This is a genomic window from Corynebacterium phocae (assembly GCF_008693075.1).
GTDB classification, from domain to species: Bacteria; Actinomycetota; Actinomycetes; order Mycobacteriales; family Mycobacteriaceae; genus Corynebacterium; species Corynebacterium phocae.
Window position 1 is genome coordinate 310,716 of record NZ_VXKJ01000037.1, and the last position, 16,494, is coordinate 327,209.

15 protein-coding genes are annotated in these 16,494 nt (G+C 59.6%); 8 read left to right on the plus strand and 7 right to left on the minus strand.

Annotation, left to right across the window (positions count from 1 at the left end; translation table 11 throughout):
- Positions 1-88 precede the first annotated feature (88 nt).
- Together F4V58_RS05725 and F4V58_RS05730 are read left to right on the plus strand one after the other, a co-directional pair.
- Positions 89-1,462: an NAD(P)/FAD-dependent oxidoreductase gene (locus F4V58_RS05725; RefSeq protein ID WP_075734126.1), complete on the plus strand. Its 1,374-nt coding sequence runs from the start codon at positions 89-91 to the stop codon at positions 1,460-1,462.
- 180 nt (positions 1,463-1,642) lie between these two features.
- Complete coding sequence (locus F4V58_RS05730) at positions 1,643-3,148, plus strand: bifunctional hydroxymethylpyrimidine kinase/phosphomethylpyrimidine kinase (RefSeq protein WP_075734128.1); 1,506 nt, start codon at positions 1,643-1,645, stop codon at positions 3,146-3,148.
- A 72-nt stretch (positions 3,149-3,220) separates the two neighbouring features.
- Here F4V58_RS05730 and F4V58_RS05735 read toward each other — a convergent pair whose 3' ends face one another.
- Entirely contained in the window at positions 3,221-3,823 is a 603-nt protein-coding gene (locus tag F4V58_RS05735; RefSeq protein ID WP_075734130.1) for a class I SAM-dependent methyltransferase, read from the minus strand.
- A 111-nt stretch (positions 3,824-3,934) separates the two neighbouring features.
- On the opposite strand from F4V58_RS05735, the gene F4V58_RS05740 reads away from it, so the two are divergent.
- Positions 3,935-5,008, plus strand: a complete 1,074-nt coding sequence (locus F4V58_RS05740) for a magnesium and cobalt transport protein CorA (protein WP_075734132.1) — start codon at positions 3,935-3,937, stop codon at positions 5,006-5,008.
- 42 nt (positions 5,009-5,050) lie between these two features.
- Positions 5,051-6,202: a saccharopine dehydrogenase family protein gene (locus F4V58_RS05745; RefSeq protein WP_075734134.1), complete on the plus strand. Its 1,152-nt coding sequence runs from the start codon at positions 5,051-5,053 to the stop codon at positions 6,200-6,202.
- On the opposite strand, the gene F4V58_RS05750 is transcribed toward F4V58_RS05745, so the two are convergent.
- Positions 6,199-6,660, minus strand: coding sequence for a PaaI family thioesterase (locus F4V58_RS05750; protein ID WP_075734136.1), 462 nt, complete (start codon positions 6,658-6,660; stop codon positions 6,199-6,201). The two genes, F4V58_RS05745 and F4V58_RS05750, sit on opposite strands and share 4 nt — an antisense overlap.
- A gap of 54 nt (positions 6,661-6,714) precedes the next feature.
- On the opposite strand from F4V58_RS05750, the gene gndA reads away from it, so the two are divergent.
- Genes gndA through F4V58_RS05770 form a run of 4 tightly spaced genes read left to right on the plus strand, consistent with a single transcriptional unit; the run spans position 6,715 to position 11,375 of the window.
- Positions 6,715-8,175: an NADP-dependent phosphogluconate dehydrogenase gene (gene gndA, locus F4V58_RS05755; protein ID WP_075734138.1), complete on the plus strand. Its 1,461-nt coding sequence runs from the start codon at positions 6,715-6,717 to the stop codon at positions 8,173-8,175.
- A gap of 41 nt (positions 8,176-8,216) precedes the next feature.
- Entirely contained in the window at positions 8,217-9,656 is a 1,440-nt protein-coding gene (locus F4V58_RS05760) for a DEAD/DEAH box helicase (protein WP_075734140.1), read from the plus strand.
- Between the two features lie 29 nt (positions 9,657-9,685).
- The gene (locus tag F4V58_RS05765) at positions 9,686-10,498 is read left to right on the plus strand and encodes a 3-methyladenine DNA glycosylase (protein WP_211272790.1); all 813 of its coding nucleotides are present in this window, start codon (positions 9,686-9,688) and stop codon (positions 10,496-10,498) included.
- 40 nt (positions 10,499-10,538) lie between these two features.
- Positions 10,539-11,375, plus strand: a complete 837-nt coding sequence (locus F4V58_RS05770) for a hypothetical protein (RefSeq protein ID WP_075734144.1) — start codon at positions 10,539-10,541, stop codon at positions 11,373-11,375.
- 95 nt (positions 11,376-11,470) lie between these two features.
- Here F4V58_RS05770 and F4V58_RS05775 read toward each other — a convergent pair whose 3' ends face one another.
- The 5 genes from F4V58_RS05775 to secA2 form a co-directional block, all read right to left on the minus strand.
- Positions 11,471-12,010 (minus strand): MerR family transcriptional regulator, encoded by a 540-nt coding sequence (locus F4V58_RS05775; RefSeq protein ID WP_245802951.1) that lies wholly within the window; start codon positions 12,008-12,010, stop codon positions 11,471-11,473.
- A gap of 164 nt (positions 12,011-12,174) precedes the next feature.
- Positions 12,175-12,759, minus strand: a complete 585-nt coding sequence (locus F4V58_RS05780) for a hypothetical protein (protein WP_075734148.1) — start codon at positions 12,757-12,759, stop codon at positions 12,175-12,177.
- Between the two features lie 12 nt (positions 12,760-12,771).
- Entirely contained in the window at positions 12,772-13,512 is a 741-nt protein-coding gene (ftsR, locus tag F4V58_RS05785; protein WP_075734150.1) for a transcriptional regulator FtsR, read from the minus strand.
- A 107-nt stretch (positions 13,513-13,619) separates the two neighbouring features.
- Positions 13,620-14,045: an oxoglutarate dehydrogenase inhibitor Odhl gene (gene odhI, locus F4V58_RS05790; RefSeq protein ID WP_075734152.1), complete on the minus strand. Its 426-nt coding sequence runs from the start codon at positions 14,043-14,045 to the stop codon at positions 13,620-13,622.
- A 105-nt stretch (positions 14,046-14,150) separates the two neighbouring features.
- Positions 14,151-16,442, minus strand: coding sequence for an accessory Sec system translocase SecA2 (secA2, locus tag F4V58_RS05795; RefSeq protein ID WP_075734154.1), 2,292 nt, complete (start codon positions 16,440-16,442; stop codon positions 14,151-14,153).
- Positions 16,443-16,494: the final 52 nt, after the last annotated feature.

The window sequence follows — 16,494 nt, forward strand, 5'->3', positions numbered from 1 at the left end:
ACCCTTCGTGTGCTTTAAGGGAAGGCACAGACTACACTAGGCCTGGTAATTGACTGGACTTCCCCTTTTGAGAGGTAAAAAACAAACCATGGCTGAAACTCCCTTCCGCCCCCACGGTGGACGCCGCCACGTTGTCATCATTGGCGCCGGCTTCGGCGGCCTCACGGCAGCAAAGAAACTAAAGAATGCTGACGTTGACGTCACCATCATTGACAAGAAGAACCACCACCTGTTCCAGCCCATGCTGTATCAGGTAGCAACCGGTATGATCTCCGCTGGTGAAATTGCGCCCTCCACCCGCCAGATCCTGCGTGACCAAGACAATGCCCACTTTGTCAACGCTGAGGTAACCGACATCAGCCTGGCTGACAAGACCGTCTCCGTGGAGCTGGCCGGGTCTTCCCGTGTCTACGCCTACGACACCCTGATCGTCGCCGCCGGTGCGGGCCAGTCCTACTTTGGTAATGACCACTTCGCACAGTTCGCTCCAGGTATGAAGACCCTTGATGACGCCCTGGAAATCCGCGCCTCGATTATCACCGCGTTTGAGAAGGCCGAAATTACCGATGACCCGGCTGAGCGCGAGCGCCTGCTGACCTTTGTCATCGTGGGTGCTGGTCCCACCGGTGTGGAAATCACCGGTCAGATCGCGGAATTGGCTAAACGTTCCTTCACGGACGCTTACTCCAACTTTGCCCCCGCTTCCGCCAAGATTTACCTGCTTGATGGCGCTCCACAGGTGCTCCCACCATTTGGCAAGCGCCTTGGCCGCAAGGCACAGCGCACGCTGGAAAAGCTGGGCGTAGATGTACGTCTCAACGCCATGGTTACAGACGTCAACGCCGAAAGCGTGTCTTATAAGGACATGAAGTCTGATACCGAGCACACCATTGAGGCCAATGTGAAAATCTGGTCCGCTGGTGTGGCCGCTTCCCCGCTGGGCAAGATGGTAGCCGAGCAGGCCGGCGTTGAGGTTGACCGCGCTGGACGCGTCTCCGTCAACGAGGATCTCACCGTGGGCACCCATGAGGACGTCTACATCATTGGTGACATGATCAACCTCAACCGCCTTCCCGGCGTTGCCCAGGTTGCTATGCAGGGCGGCGAGCACGTAGCCAAGCTCATCGAGGCCAAGCTGGATGAGGAATCCACTGCTGATGAAAAGAAGCCTTTCGATTACTTTGATAAGGGCTCCATGGCCACCGTTTCCCGCTTCAACGCTGTAGTGAAGATGGGCAAGACGGAATTCTCCGGCTTCATGGCCTGGGTTGCCTGGTTGGGTCTGCACATCACTTACCTGGTGGGCTTCCACAACCGTGTGGCCACCGCCTTCAACTGGATTACCAACACCTTCTCCCAAGAGCGTCCGCACCTGGAATTCACTCAGCAAATGCGGGTTGGCCGCAACGCGATTGAAACCCTAGAGGAGCTCGAGGCTCCAGCTGACGCGGAAGAGAAGTAGCCGTTTCGCTTCTCTCCGCCGCTGCACTGCCGTCCCCTACCGGGGGCGGCATTTGTGGTTTCTGCTAGGCTGGCGCTGACAACTTGGGGTGCCCTAATTTTCAGGGCTGAGAATCATACCCATTGAACCTGCTCTTAGTTAGCACTAGCGAAGGGAATTGTTGTGGCTAACCCAACACCTATGTCTACTCCTGCCCGTGTCCTATCCATTGCTGGCTCAGACCCGTCCGGCGGTGCCGGAATCCAGGCAGACCTGAAATCTATCTTTGCCGCCGGCGGCTACGGCATGACTGCAATTACCGCCTTGACGGCACAAAACACGCAAGGCGTCCTGGGCGTTCATACCCCACCGGCGCAGTTCCTCACCGCGCAATTAGACGCCATTGCAGCGGACGTGGAAATAGACGCGGTCAAGATAGGAATGCTGGGCAGCGCGGAGGTGGTGGCCGCAGTCTCCCGCTTCCTCAATGGCGTCACCGCGCCTGTGGTCCTTGACCCCGTCATGGTGGCCACCAGTGGGGACCGGCTACTGGACGCCGAAGCCGAGGACGCCGTCCGGGATTTGTGTACCAAGGCCACAGTAATCACCCCCAATCTGAAAGAGCTAGCCGTGCTCACCGGCACGCCAGAGGCCACCGACTTGGGCGAAGCGATAGACGTTGCGCGCGCGTGGGCGGCCAAGGCCGGCACCGCCGTGGTAGTCAAGGGCGGGCACTTGAACTCAGAAATTGCGGACAACGCCTGGGTGGACCCTGATGGCACCGTCATACGCGTGGGCTGCCCGCGGGTGAATACCTCCAACACGCACGGCACTGGGTGCTCTTTGTCTTCCGCCCTAGCAACCCGCCTGGGTGCAGGGGACCCGCCCCAGCAGGCGTTGGAATGGTCCACCGCGTTTATCCGGGAGGCCATTGCAGCCGGCAGCCAACTCCAGGTGGGCAAAGGCAACGGGCCCATCGATCACTCCGCTCGTCTTCGCCGCCTGGCCAAGGCTGCTAATACCGCGCCACTGGCCCGCCCAAAGGTTGCCTGCCCGGAGCCCACGGTGAAACCAGCCGGACCGCACACCCAAAAGCTATGGGAGCTATCTGCGCTGGAATGGCGGGACATTGTGGAGCTTGACTTCATCAAAGACCTGGGCTCCGGGCAGCTCGACCGGGAAGCCTTTTTGTTCTACCTAGACCAAGACGCCAAATACCTGGGTCAATACTCTAAGGCCCTTGGCCGGTTAGCCATCATGGCACCAACTGCGGAAGAACACCTGGAGTGGGCCCAGGACGCGGTGGCGTGCGTGGAAGAAGAAGCCGCCATGCACCGCTCCTGGCTGCACGACCAGCCGGAACAGCCAGCTTCCCCGGTAACGGCCGCGTATACCGACTTTCTCATTGCCGCCACGCACACGGACGACTACGCCGTGGGAGTGGCCGCCGTGTTGCCGTGTTTCTGGCTCTACGCGGAGGTTGCCACCCATCTTAGCCAGCACAACCACGCAGAGCATGTTTACGGCGAGTGGCTAGCCATGTACTCAGATCCAGTCTTTTGCGCCTCCGCCAGCCGCGCCGTAGCGCGCATGGAAAAAGCCATGGAGGCAGCCGACTCCGCCACCCGCGCCCGCGCGACCGCAGCCTACTTGGCCGCGTCCAGGCACGAGGTCCACTTCTTTGACCAGGCCCACCGGCGCCAATAGTGGGTGCACCAGTAGTAGGCAAGGAACGCACTTCCAAGCCCCGCTTGGACGGCACCCTTGGTGGAAAAGGAATTAGGAAAGAAGGTCCGAACCCGGACGCGCCAACACTATGACCAGGAAGGTTGAGTTGGCGTTGAAGGGTTTAAGGTCCCACGACGAGTATTTAAAGTCAGTGCGGAACCCCACCTTTTCTGCCAGCGCCACCAAGTCCCCGAAGTCAAAACCACGGCCCGCGCCCAGGCCCACCACAAACCGTCCGCCGGGGCGCAACGCGGAGAAAATGTTGCGGAAGGCGGATTCCCGCCCGGATTCCGCTAAGAAACCTACAACGTTTCCGGCGGCCACTGCCAGGTCAAAACCGGAGTCGTTAATCTCATCCTCGGAGAGATCCCCCACCATCCAGCTGCCTTCTGGGAAGTCACGTTCCGCATGTTCGATAAGGATGGGGTCTACGTCTACGCCCACTACGGTATGCCCCCGGCGGACCAACTCCCCGCCTAAGCGCCCGGTGCCGCAACCGGCGTCAAGGATCTTGGATCCACGTTCCGCCATGGCATCTATCAGCCGGGCTTCACCATGGATGTCCTTGCCCTGGGCCTCAAGTAACTTCCACTTGCGTGCGAAGTTTTGTGAGTGGTTAGGGTTGGCGGCGGTTACTTCTTTCCACGTTGGCATAGTTTTGAGTATATCTACTCTTGGCGCGCTAGGATTAACGCGCGCCCGCCGCGCCAAGAATCGGTTTTGACGTGACCGGAAAAACACCGTGACCACTTTAAGGAGCCTCCCGTGGCAGTAGTCCCCTCCCCCTTTAAACCCCGCAAGCCAAAGGACAATGGCCAGCACCGGGGCAAAGAACAGCTACCGGTAGAACGCGCGATCGAGCATTGCCGGGTCATCGTGGACGGTAAGGCTTTGCCAGAGGACTTCTCGCCTGCCGCCGCCCAGGATTACGTGGAGGAGCTTGGCAGGGGCTTTGTGTGGGTAGGAATGCGCGAGCCGGATAGCCACCAGATGACGGATTTGGCCGCCGAGTTTGGGATCCACGAACTCATTGTTGAAGATGCCGTGGTAGCGCATCAACGCCCTAAACTTGAACGCTACGACGACCAGCTGTTTATTGTGGCACGGTCCATAAACTACCGCGACCACGATGAGGTAGACGATAAGCGCCAAATCATTTCCACCGGTGAGGTACAGATGATTATGGGACACGGTTTCATCATCACCATTAGGCACGCGGCCAAATTGCCGGACCTTGCTCAGGTGGCCGCTGGTGACACCCAGATGTTTGCGCTGGGCCCCGCTGCGGCGGCATGGAAAGTCCTAGATATCCTGGTTGACCGCTACGCAGAGATCAGCGAGCTGCTGGCGGTGGAGGTAGACGAGTTGGAGGAAATGGTCTTCACCCCAGGATCTACCTTTGAGATTGACAGGATTTACATGTTCAAAAGAGAGATCCTGGAAATGCGCCATGCCGTAGCACCGCTGTCAGCCGCACTTAAAGCCATGATTGCCAATCACAAGGACATGATTCCCAAGAAGATCAGGTCCTACCTCCGCGACGTCCATGACCATGAGCTGTTGGTTAAAGACCAGGTATCTTCCTTCGATGAACGCCTCAGCGCTCTGATCGATGCCTCCGTGGCCAAGGTCACCATGCAGCAAAACGCTGATATGCGCACGATTTCCGCCGTGGTAGGCATGTGGGCCGCACCTACCCTGGTCGCTGGGATTTACGGCATGAACTTTGATGTCATGCCGGAGCTGCACTGGGCCTTTGGCTACCCCATGTCTATTCTGCTCATGGTGCTGGTCGTGGCCGCGTTGTTCCTGTGGTTTAAGAAGAACAAGTGGATTTAGCCCGGCAAACCTAGGTTGAATAAACCTGGTTAAGATGGCCGTATGATCACTATCTTTGGAGCAACCGGCTTGGTGGGGCAGCTCACCGCAAAATATTTGCACGACAAAGGGCACACTGACGTCCGGCTGGCGGGGCGCAACCTGGAAAAATTAGAAGCATTACGCCAACAAGTCAACCCCGCGTGGGAGCTGAAGGTGGCTGACGCACATGACAAAACCAGCTTAGAAGAGATGCTCGGTGGCACGGACGTGGTTATCGCCGTGGCCGGCCCCTACCAGCTCTATGGCACCACCCTGGTGGATCTGTGCGCGCAGCGCGGCGTTGACTACGTTGATTTAACGGGCGAGGTCCCCTTTATCCGCCGGTCCATAGACACCAACCTGGCGGCCACCCGGGACAGCGGTGCCAGGATTGTGCACTCGTGCGGCTTTGACTCCGTGCCCTCCGACATGGGGATGTTCAACCTTCACCGGGCGGCCGGCAAGCCCTTCTCCCAGGTGGACATGGTGGTTGAGGATCTGGTGGGCGGGATTTCCGCCGGCACCTTGGAATCCGCGCGCCAGCTGTCGGTGGCAGCAGAAAGGGACCGCGCTATTGCCAAGCTGTTGGGAAACCGCTATTCGCTTAATCCCAACCCGCAGGCACCGGAGACAAAAACTGAGTACCAGCCAGACTTCCTGCTCGAAGAAATTCCCGGTATTGGCTGGGTAGGCCCGTTTTTCATGGCGGCGTTTAACACCCGCGTGGTCCGGCGGTCCAATGCCCTGCTGGACAATGTGTGGGGCGAGCAACTGCGTTATCGCGAAGGCTGGGCTACCGGCCCCGGGCTCAAGGGGCGGCTGGCCGCTGTCAAACTAGGGCTCATGGCCAAAGCAATGTTCCAGGGCACACGTAACAAGTACACCCGCCCCCTTGTGCAACGTTTCATCCCTGCCCCGGGGATTGACAACGCGCGCTTTAAGATCTGCCACTATGGGCGCACGGTTGACGGTGAAACTTGGTGCTCCACCGTGTCCGGTCAGGGGGATCCAGGCTACGAACTAACTGCTGTCATGCTGGCTGAAGCTGCGGAAACGCTAGTGAAAAATCCAGGTGAAGGTGGAGTGTGGACGCCCGCGACTGCGCTGGGCGAACCCTATCTGGAACTTCTAAAAGCAGCGGGGCTCAATTTCAGCGCCGCGCGTGTTGACTAGCCCACCATCGTGCGCAGGGTGGTCTTGGCCTTGAGCTCTCCGTCCTGGCTCATGGTCACCTCCCACACCTGAGTGCGGCGGCCAAGCTGGATTGGCCGGGCAACGGCTTCCACAGCGCCGGTGGATACCGCGCTGATGAAGTTGGTGTTGTTGTTAATTCCCATGACCGGTCCGCCCGCTGCCACGACCCCGGCTAATGAGGCCACGGACTCTGCCAGGGAGCAGTACACGCCGCCGTTGGCCACGCCCCAGGGCTGGTGGTGCTGCGGCCCCACCTGGATGACCGCGCGGGCCTCACCGGCGCTGAGATGGGTGTAGCGAATCCCCACGGTGGCGTCAAATCCGCCCGTGGTCGACAGCTCGTTGAGCTTAGCTAACTCCGCCTGGTTAAGCGGGCGGGAGGCAGCAACGGTGATTAGCGTCTGCAGCAGTTTTTGGCGTTCGTTGGCTTGTTTCATGTCTTCCTACCTTAGCTAACCATTAGCTACCCGGGACTATGTAGGATAGTAGACATGACTGAACACAAAGATCTTGCTTCCATTGGTGTCGTGGGCCTAGCCGTAATGGGCTCCAACTTGGCGCGTAACTTCGCCCGCAATGGACAAACGGTGGCCGTATACAACCGCAGCCCAGAAAAGACCCGCGCCCTTGTTGAGGAATTTTGCTCTGAGGGCAACTTCATCCCCTCGGAAAGCGTTGAAGACTTCGTGGCTTCGCTTGAGCGTCCGCGCAAGGCCATCATCATGGTTCAGGCCGGCACCGCCACCGACGCCGTCATTGACCAGCTGTGCGACGCTATGGATGACGGAGACATCATCATTGATGGCGGAAATGCGCTCTACACGGACACCATCCGCCGGGAGCGCGAAGTCGCCGCCCGCGGCAAGCACTTTGTGGGTGCCGGTATTTCCGGTGGAGAGGAAGGCGCTCTCAACGGCCCTTCCATCATGCCAGGCGGCCCCGCAGAGTCCTGGGAAACCCTGGGGCCTATCTTGGAGTCCGTTGCCGCCGTGGTAGACGGTACCCCCTGCGTGACCCACATCGGACCCAACGGTGCAGGCCACTTTGTCAAGATGGTCCACAACGGTATCGAATACGCAGACATGCAGGTCATCGGTGAGGCCTACCAGCTGCTGCGCTACGGCGCGGGCATGACCCCCAAAGAAATCTCTGAGGTATTCACGGAGTGGAACTCCGGGGACTTAGACTCCTACCTCATTGACATCACCGCTGAGGTGCTCGCCTTGGAGGATGCGGAATCCGGCAAACCCCTCATCGATCTCATTGTGGATGAGGCAGGCCAGAAGGGCACCGGCCGCTGGACCGCTATCGAGGGCCTTCAGCTGGGAGTTCCCATCACCGCCATCGCAGAGTCCGTGTTCGCCCGCGTGCTTTCTTCGGCCACCGCTCAGCGGCAGGCTGCCCAGGAAGAACAGCTACCTTCCGGTGAGGTGGCCGCAGGCATCAGCCAACTGGGAATTGATAAGAAGGCTTTTGTTGAGGACGTTCGACGTGCGTTGTACGCCGCCAAGCTCATCGCTTACTCCCAGGGCTTTGATGAAATCAAGGCTGGGTCCGATGAGCACAATTGGGACGTTGACCCACGTGATCTTGCCACCATCTGGCGCGGCGGCTGCATTATCCGCGCCAAGTTCCTCAACCGTATCCGCGACGCCTATGACACCAACCCGGCGCTGCCGGCCCTGATTCTGGACCCTTACTTCAAAAATGAGCTCGCCGAGCTCATTGACCCCTGGCGCCGGGTGATTGTCAGCGCCACGCAGCTGGGTCTACCCGTACCGGTATTCGCCTCCGCTTTGGCCTACTACGACGGCCTTCGTGCAGAGCGTCTGCCGGCCGCACTCATCCAGGGCCAACGTGATTACTTCGGTGCTCACACCTTCAAACGCGTTGACAAGCCGGGCACTTTCCACGTGGAATGGAGCGGCGCGCGCACCATCAGCTCGCTATGATTTAGTGAAATGGCCCAGCGTGGCACTAAGCTAGTTCAACAATGACTACTTTTGCCACACTGGGCTTGCCCCACGAGATTGTTTCCATCCTGCGCAAGCAAGGAATTGAAAAGCCGTTTCCCATTCAGGAGGCGGCTATTCCTGACGCGCTAGCCGGAAAGGACGTGCTAGGCCGCGGCCCCACCGGTTCAGGAAAGACCTTTACCTTTGGTCTCCCCATGATTACGCGCCTGGCGGCTTCCGGTTCCTCCAAACCAGGACACCCCCGCGGCTTGGTCCTAGCTCCCACGCGTGAGCTAGCCGCCCAGATCCAGGACCGCCTGGATGAGCCCGCCAACGTCATGGGCCTGCGCACCATGGTGGTGGTAGGCGGCGTCAATATCAACAACAACATCCGCCAGCTAGCTGCCCCCGTGGATATCTTGGTAGCCACCCCAGGCCGCGCGCAGGACCTCATTAACCAGCGCAAGCTAAACCTGGGCGATGTGCAGATTGCCACCCTGGATGAGGCAGACCAGATGGCAGACATGGGCTTTCTGCCGCAGGTCCGCAGGCTCCTAGCCCTGACCCCGCGAAACGGCCAGCGCCTGCTGTTTTCCGCCACACTTGACGGTGAGGTAAACAAGCTGGTCAAGGAGTTCATGCACTCCCCCGTCACCCACTCCACCGCGCCGGTAGAAGCGGCTGTGGACACCATGGAGCACTTCGTTGCCCACGTGGGTGGCCGTGATGAGCGCAACGCCGTTGTTGAGGCCATTGCCGGCCGCGAAGGCCGCACCATCTTGTTTATGCGCACTAAGCACGGTGTTGACCGCCAGGCTAAGAAACTCCGCCGTCTAGGAATTAATGCTTATCCCCTGCACGGGGATAAGGGCCAGGGTGCGCGTACCCGCGCTATTGAAGGCTTCTCCAACGGGGATATACCCGTGCTGGTAGCAACGGATATTGCCGCCCGCGGTATAGATATCAACAACGTGTCCTTGGTTGTACACGTTGACCCCCCGGCTGAGCACAAGGCTTACTTGCACCGCGCCGGGCGCACCGCGCGTGGCGGCGCCAAGGGCTCAGTCATCACGCTGGTAATGGCGCAGCAACGCGATGAAGTAACCAAGCTCATCGCCAAAGCCGGGGTAAAGGCTAAGACAATTACTGTCAAGGGTGATCCCTTGGCCAACCGCGAGTTCGTGAGTATAACTGGTGCTCGTGCGGTAAGCGGAGCTCCCCTGGCCCCTCCAGGTCAGATTGCCGCCGCTGAAAACGGTGCCAAGGGCAATGGCGGAAACGGTGGAGGCAGTAAACGCGGTAGCGGCAACCGCAACCGCAGCGGTAGAGGCGGTGGCAAGGGCAGCAGTAACGCCGGCGGCGGCAACCGAGGGACCCGGTCGCGTGGCCGTGGCGGACGCAGTAACGACTCCAGCCAGGAACGGTCGGGAGGTAACCGTCGCTCTTCTGGAAATTCCGGGAGGCGCAGCGCTAAGTGATTCTAGAACCTAGCCACTGGCAGGCCAGGATGGATGATCACCAGGCCCGCGCTGACAACAGATTGGCTACTTTCAGACACCCCGGCCAGTACCACGCCGTCTATGACTTTTTGTTCGAGTATTATCCGGTCCGCCCCTCGCACCTGCGGCGTTGGCACCCGGGCGTAGGCGTAGCCCTAGCGGGCAAACCGCCGCACGCCCAATGGCGGTACTACAAAAACGATGACGGGTTAACGGCCGTGGACACCCGCGCCTGGTGGGCCAAACGCGGTGAGTCCGCGCTGGTGATAAAGCGGCTGCTGGAAAGCACTGCCACCAATCCAGCTACCTTCGACTGCTTTGGCCTTCATGAATGGGCCATGGTCTACAAGACCGACCGCCCCCGGCATAGCTTGCCGCTGCGCTTGGGGCCGGAGCGGACCAACGAGGTCGTTGAACGTTCCAAGCTCAAATGTACGCACTATGACGCTTACCGGTTTTTCACCGAACCTGCCCGCCCATTAAACATTCGCGTACTAGACCGTGGCGGGCAAAGCGACAATGACCAGGCCGGTTGCGTGCACGCCACCATGGATGTCTACAAGTGGGCGTGGAAGCTGGGCCCAATTGTTCCCGGTGAGCTATTTCTCGATGCGCTGGACGTGGCAATTGAGGCCCGGACTTTGGACATGGAGGCGTCACCTTACGACTGCCGTAGCCTGGGACTTGGCGTTGTGGCGGTAGAGACAGCGGAGGGCAAAGCCGAATACGTGGCGCGCCAGCGCCAGCTCGCGGACAAGGCCAGGCCGCTGCGCGAACGGCTTGTTGCCCTTATTAACAGCGCTCGACAGTCTAAACTGTGAGCGTTGCAAGGTAAATAGATTTAACCAGGGAGTATCTTTCGTGGCACGTCATCTAGCCCCCCGGAGTAACTTTGCTATTGCCCGCTGGCTGCTGGCACTACTGGCAATCTCCGCTTTACTGTTGCTGGCCGGAGCCGTGGCTCTGCTTTCAAGCAAACCGTCCTTCCGGGCGGACCAGGTCCCAGTTACCACTGCGCCGGAGACCACTGCGCCGGAAACCGCTGGGCCGGAGACCGCTGGGCCGGATACAACAGCACCACCGACCAACTCCAGTGAGAACACGGTTATCAGCAGTCCGGCTAGCCTTAACCCCAGTGTGGAGGAATCTTCTCCCCCGCCACCGCCTCTGCCGCGAACTACTCCCGCTGATACGCTTATTTTGCTCGACACCTCGCACCGGATGGCACCGTTCTACCCGGCGGCCTCGGCCGAACTCGCGGCAACGGCGCAGGCGTTGGGAGCAGCCGGCAAACAGGTGGCGCTGTGGAACTATTCATCACCGCTCAACCCGGGGATCACGGTGGGTTACCGCGATAACCTGGGCTTTGGGCCGGCACAGGACGTGGCAACGGCTGTTGTCCAATTTGGCACTGGGGGTGTGCCACAGACCCGCAGTGCCGTTCTCGCTGCGATCAATTACGCAGCGGCCGTGCCAGGCTCGCGGATAGTGTTGGTTACCGCTGGTACGGAAGCCGATATTGATGAAGCCGCTTTCATCCCAGCGCTGGAACAGGCTCTGGGCACTGGCGTGGAACTGGCGGTCATCCACCTTGGCCAGATGCCGGTTGATGAGGTGTTGCGTGAGCACGCCAAGACCTTTGCCCACCCTGCGATAGAAGCACTGCCAGAAACACTCTCCCAGGCCACTGGCGTGTAGCCACGTTTTATAACTCCACACGCTAACGCGGGGACGCGGCCAGGTGGCGGCGCCCCCGCGAACTTGGCGGAGTGCAGGTATAAGGTGGGCCAGCGCTAAGAAGTGCGGCGGTTACGTAGCTCTGCTAGTTCGTCTAGGGTGACTACGTTGTCTTCACCCATGTGGTTAACGCGCTCGGATGGGAAAGCGGAGATGGTTCCGGTGAGCTCTTTAACTAGGCCCGGAACGGCGATACCAAAGACGCCCTGGCCGCCGGCCAGAAGGTCAATGACTTCATCACTGGAGCGGCACTCATAGACCGTGGTTCCGTCGGAGACCAGGGTGAGTTCGGAGATCTCATGTACACCGCGGTCGCGAAGGGTGTCAACGGCAAGACGGATGTTTTGCAAGGAGATGCCGGTGTCCAGCAAGCGCTTAACAATCTTGAGTACCAGTACATCTTTGAAGGAATACAGGCGCTGGGAGCCGGAGCCGGTGGCGTTGCGAATGGAGGGCTTGACCAGATCGGTGCGTGCCCAGTAATCAAGTTGGCGGTAAGTAATACCGGCTACCTGGCAGGCGATGGGTACTCGGTAACCCACCTGTTCATCGGGTCCGATGTCAAAGAGGGAATCCTGCACGTAGGTGTCAGTCATTAGATTTGCTCCGTCCATTTGTTCGCTTTAGACATAATTAAATGCCAGTTGGCTCGCTACGTCAACCCCACGAAGGGATCACCAAGCGTCCGTTGTTCAAGTTCAAGTAGAACTTTAACCTCATCTAGGAGCAATTGCACCTTTAGTCACAGGCGTGTCATTCCCTATTTTTCGCCACTACCCCCGTCATCGAGGTCAAAATCACCCATATCCAGCCCCCGGACAAGCTCCTCAAAATCGGCGTCTACCTGGGAATCCTGGCTGGATTCCCGGGGGGCCTCGGCCGTGATATTAGGGTCAACTCCAGCATCATCAGCGGGGGTAGCGTATTCCACATCAAGGTATTCCCGCAGGTCATCAGGCGTGGCAAAGACCGCTACTTGTGCAGCGACGTCCTCTTCCACCACCGGAGAAACCTTGAAGTGAGAGGCTATTACTACCGCATTGACTGGAGAAACTTCAAAGGTGTGTCCAGTTGCCGCGGTGACATCGAAGACAAAGGAGCCCTCATGGGAACTGACCAGCTCCACAACGGTTACCCCACCTAGTTCTTCAAGAAGGTCTATGAGGGAGATAATCGCGTGGCGCTGCCCGTCATCAACATCGCGCGTGATGGCGGCGGCAAGATCCGCCTCCGGGCCAGTGGCCCAGACGGGGATTACCTTGTGCTGCCCGGCCAGCTGAAAGGCAAAGCACCAGCCTTCGCTCCCGGGATGGGAATTTCCCAGGTACTCGAGACTAACTGACATTTCCTCCCCCGCCTAAGCCTTGAATTCACGGCGCAGGTCAGTCTTGACCAGCATTCCGTGCAAGGAAACAACAAGGGCGGCCATTTGCTGGGAAAGCTCCTCGGCTTGCGCTGCAGCGGTATCTGATTTAGACAGTTTCACCGGTGCGGCTACCTGGGAGATGAGATCTGCGTGACGCGAGGCGTTATTACGCAGAGTCTTCAGCTGGCGGTCGTTGAGACCGAAGGCCTTGAGTGCGGCAGCGGCGGAGGTCACGGCAACGTCATCGGTGGTATAAAAGCCGGAGGGATCTGGGGTGATGATTCCCAGCGCGGTGAACGCGGCTACATCTTCCGCTGTGGCTCCCGATTGCTCGGCCACATCCTGGTCGGTGAGCCTAGCTACCGCTGGGGTGCGGAACTGGTCCGCTTTGACCAGGGTATCCGCCTGCCCAGCGCCCACAATGGCGGTGACCTGACCGGAGTCCATGGCCTGCAGTTGCTCGCGGATAACCTTCAGCGGGGTGTAATTGTCCCGTTGGCTGGTGAGGATAAAACGCAGACGGTCCACGTCAGCTTCGGTGAAACGCCGGTAACCGGCGGGTGTACGGGACGGAGAAACGAGCCCCTCAGTCTCCAGGTAGCGGATCTTGGACAGACTCACGTCCTCAAACTGGAGCTTGAGAAGATCGAAGACCACCCCGATGGACATGGCCTTGGTCTTCTTGGTGTTGTTCGGGCGGTAAGCCGCCGCGGATTTGCGTGCTGCGTTCACGAAATTTTTACTCGCCGGTCTTGATAGTGGTGGATGGTTACTCTGCTGCCAATGGTGTAAAGCCGCACCCCCCCAAACTAACGCTGGGGTGCGACGTCCCACGTGGCTTACTCGGCCGCGATGAATACCAGGCGGAACTTGCCAATCTGGATTTCATCACCAACGCTGAGCTCCTGGGAGTTGCGTGGCTCGCGGTTAACGTAGGTGCCGTTGAGGGAGCCTACGTCCACTACCTCAAACTTGCCCTCACTCACGCGGAACTCCGCGTGGCGGCGGGAAACGGTGACGTCATCGAGGAAGATGTCCGCCTCTGGGTGACGGCCAGCGGTGGTGGTGGGCTGGTCAAGCAAGAAGCGAGCTCCCGCGTTAGGGCCGCGTTTGACAACTAGAAGAGCCTGATCCTGAGGAAGGTTATCAGCGCCCGCTACCGGACTATCGGTGGCAGCACCTGATTCCATTTCCTTCAAAAGATCAGCACGGAATACAGACGTGGTTTCGACCTGTGGCTCCTGGGCGCCGTTGTTTTCGGTCATTTTTACCTCCGATTGGTCGGACAAAAGTTTACTTGCGGTTGAAAAACTACTCGGTCTCAATCATAGCCGGGTTCGGGCCTTGAGGATCAAGTAGCCCAATTTATTTTAGCGGAAAATATTTCCGATACCGCTCACCACCGAATTTCCGGAACCGGTCAGGGGGTTGTCGGAGACCATGTATGTCCAAGTAGCTGAAGGCCGGGCAAGGCCCGCGTCTTCCATATGCACGCCCTGGGCGTCTATGAGCGCCTCCCGGAAGGTTGTTACGGAGTCCTCCACGGCCCGCTGCGCCACATCCTTAAATTCGCGCACGGCAATCCGGTGGTACTCGGTCAAGGGTGTTTCCCGCGCAATGGCGCGCAGGTGAATGGATTCGCGGACATCATCCATGAGTTCCAGGTGGTCTGCCCAGGAGAGATCTAGGTGATAGAGCATGATTTCCCGGGCCGCGGCCACGCGTACGTCTTTGTCCAAGTGTTCAAGCTCCGCAGCGCGCTCAGGCGCGCGTTGGGATAGCTCTTCCCAGGCCTTGTCCGTATCCAGCAGCTGGGCGCGGCGCTCGTCGATGATCACGCGTTGATCGGCAAGGAGCTGGTTGTACTTCCAGGTCTGGGAATGGATTTCTAACAGTTGACCTTCGGTAACGCGCTGGCAGTGCGCCACAAAGTCGGACACTCGTTTGGAGTCAACCCTGCCGTCTGGGGAGGGCTGGACAGACAAGGATTCGTCTTCCCCGCCCTGGCGCACCACGTCGTCATCAAGGGAGACAAAAAAGACCGATAACCCCGGGTCCCCCTGGCGGCCGGCGCGGCCGCGCAGCTGGTTGTCCAGGCGCGCAGTGCGGTGGCGGGAGGTGCCAATAACTGCCAGTCCCCCGCGTTCAACCACTGCCGCGCGGTCTGCCTCATCCGCGCCGCCCAGCTTGATGTCCGTGCCGCGCCCGGCCATCTGAGTAGAAACGGTCACCCGGCCCACGTCTCCGGCCTCGGCCACAATCCGTGCTTCCTCCGCATCGTTTTTGGCGTTGAGAACGTTGACCTCAATCCCCCGTTCCTGCAGGACCTCCGCCAGGGCCTCGGATTCAGCCACGTCGTGGGTTCCTACCAGCACGGGTTGGCCGGTGGAATGGAGCTCGACGATTTCTTCAACAATGGCCCGGTTTTTATCCTCAGCAGTGGCAAAAATTCGGTCCGCTTCATCGAAGCGGCGGAGCTCCTTGTTGCGGTCAATGACGGACACGCCCAGCCCGTAGAACTGCGTGAGTTGCTCGGTGGCCTCCACTGCGGTGCCGGTCATCCCGCAGACCACCGGATAGCGGCGCATGAGCTCCTGCAAAGTGATGGTGTCTAGGATCCGGCCGCCCTCGGATACCTCCAAGCCTTCCTTTGCCTCCACGGCCGCCTGCAGTCCGTCTGGCCAGCGCTGTAGGTCTGCCACCCGCCCGCGGGAGGCGTCAATCAACTGCAGCTTGCCGTCAACGACTATGTAATGGATATCACGGATAAGCAGTGCCTTAGCGTGCAGCGCCAGGTTTACCTTAACCAGCACCGTGCCAATGTTGTCCTCGGAGTACAGCGAGTCAAGGCCCAGCTCCTTTTCCACACGGGCGGCTCCGGGCTCAGTGAGGTGGACCGTGCGCCCGTCCTCACTGATCTGGTAGTCCAGCCCCTCGCGCAACCTGGCCACCACGTTGGTGATGTGCCCGGTGGGTGCCTCCCCCGGCCGGTTGCCGGCCAAGACCAGCGGCACCAGGGCCTCGTCCACCAGCACCGAGTCCGCCTCATCCACCAGCGCCACATCCGCCGGCGCCTGAACGGTCTGGGAGCGGTCCGTGATTTGGTTGTCCCGCAAAACGTCAAAGCCCACTTCGTTGACTGGGGCGTAGACAATATCGGCCCGGTAGGCCTCCCGGCGCTGTTCCGGCCCCAGCTTCTCCGTTACCGAGGACACTGTGAGCCCAAAGAACTCCACCAGCGGGCGCATCCATTCCGCGTCGCGGGCAGCCAGGTAGTCATTAACGGTGATGAGGTGAACGCGCTTGCCGGTAAGCGCAAACCCGGTGGCGGCCATGGCCCCCACCAAGGTCTTGCCTTCGCCGGTGGCCATCTGGATGACGTCGCCTTCCAGCAGCCGCAGGACGGCTTGGGACTGTACATGGAAGGGGTGCATACCCAGCTTGCGTTCGCTAGCTACTGCGAGCGCGGCTAGGAAGGTGGACTTATCCGCAATAACCCCCTCCTGCACGGATTCGCGTGCGGCCTGTGTCACGGCGGCATCGTCAAGAGCTGCCAGTGAGGCGGTGGCCTCCCGGGAGTTGTCAACTACCGTTTTTGACTTCTTGTCATTGCGGTCGGCTTGCGCGCCCATAGCCTTCCAAAACCAGTCGAATGCACCCATGTGTGACCTCCTCTAGAAATTCTTACCAATACGACCTTAGTCGCGCCCGTCT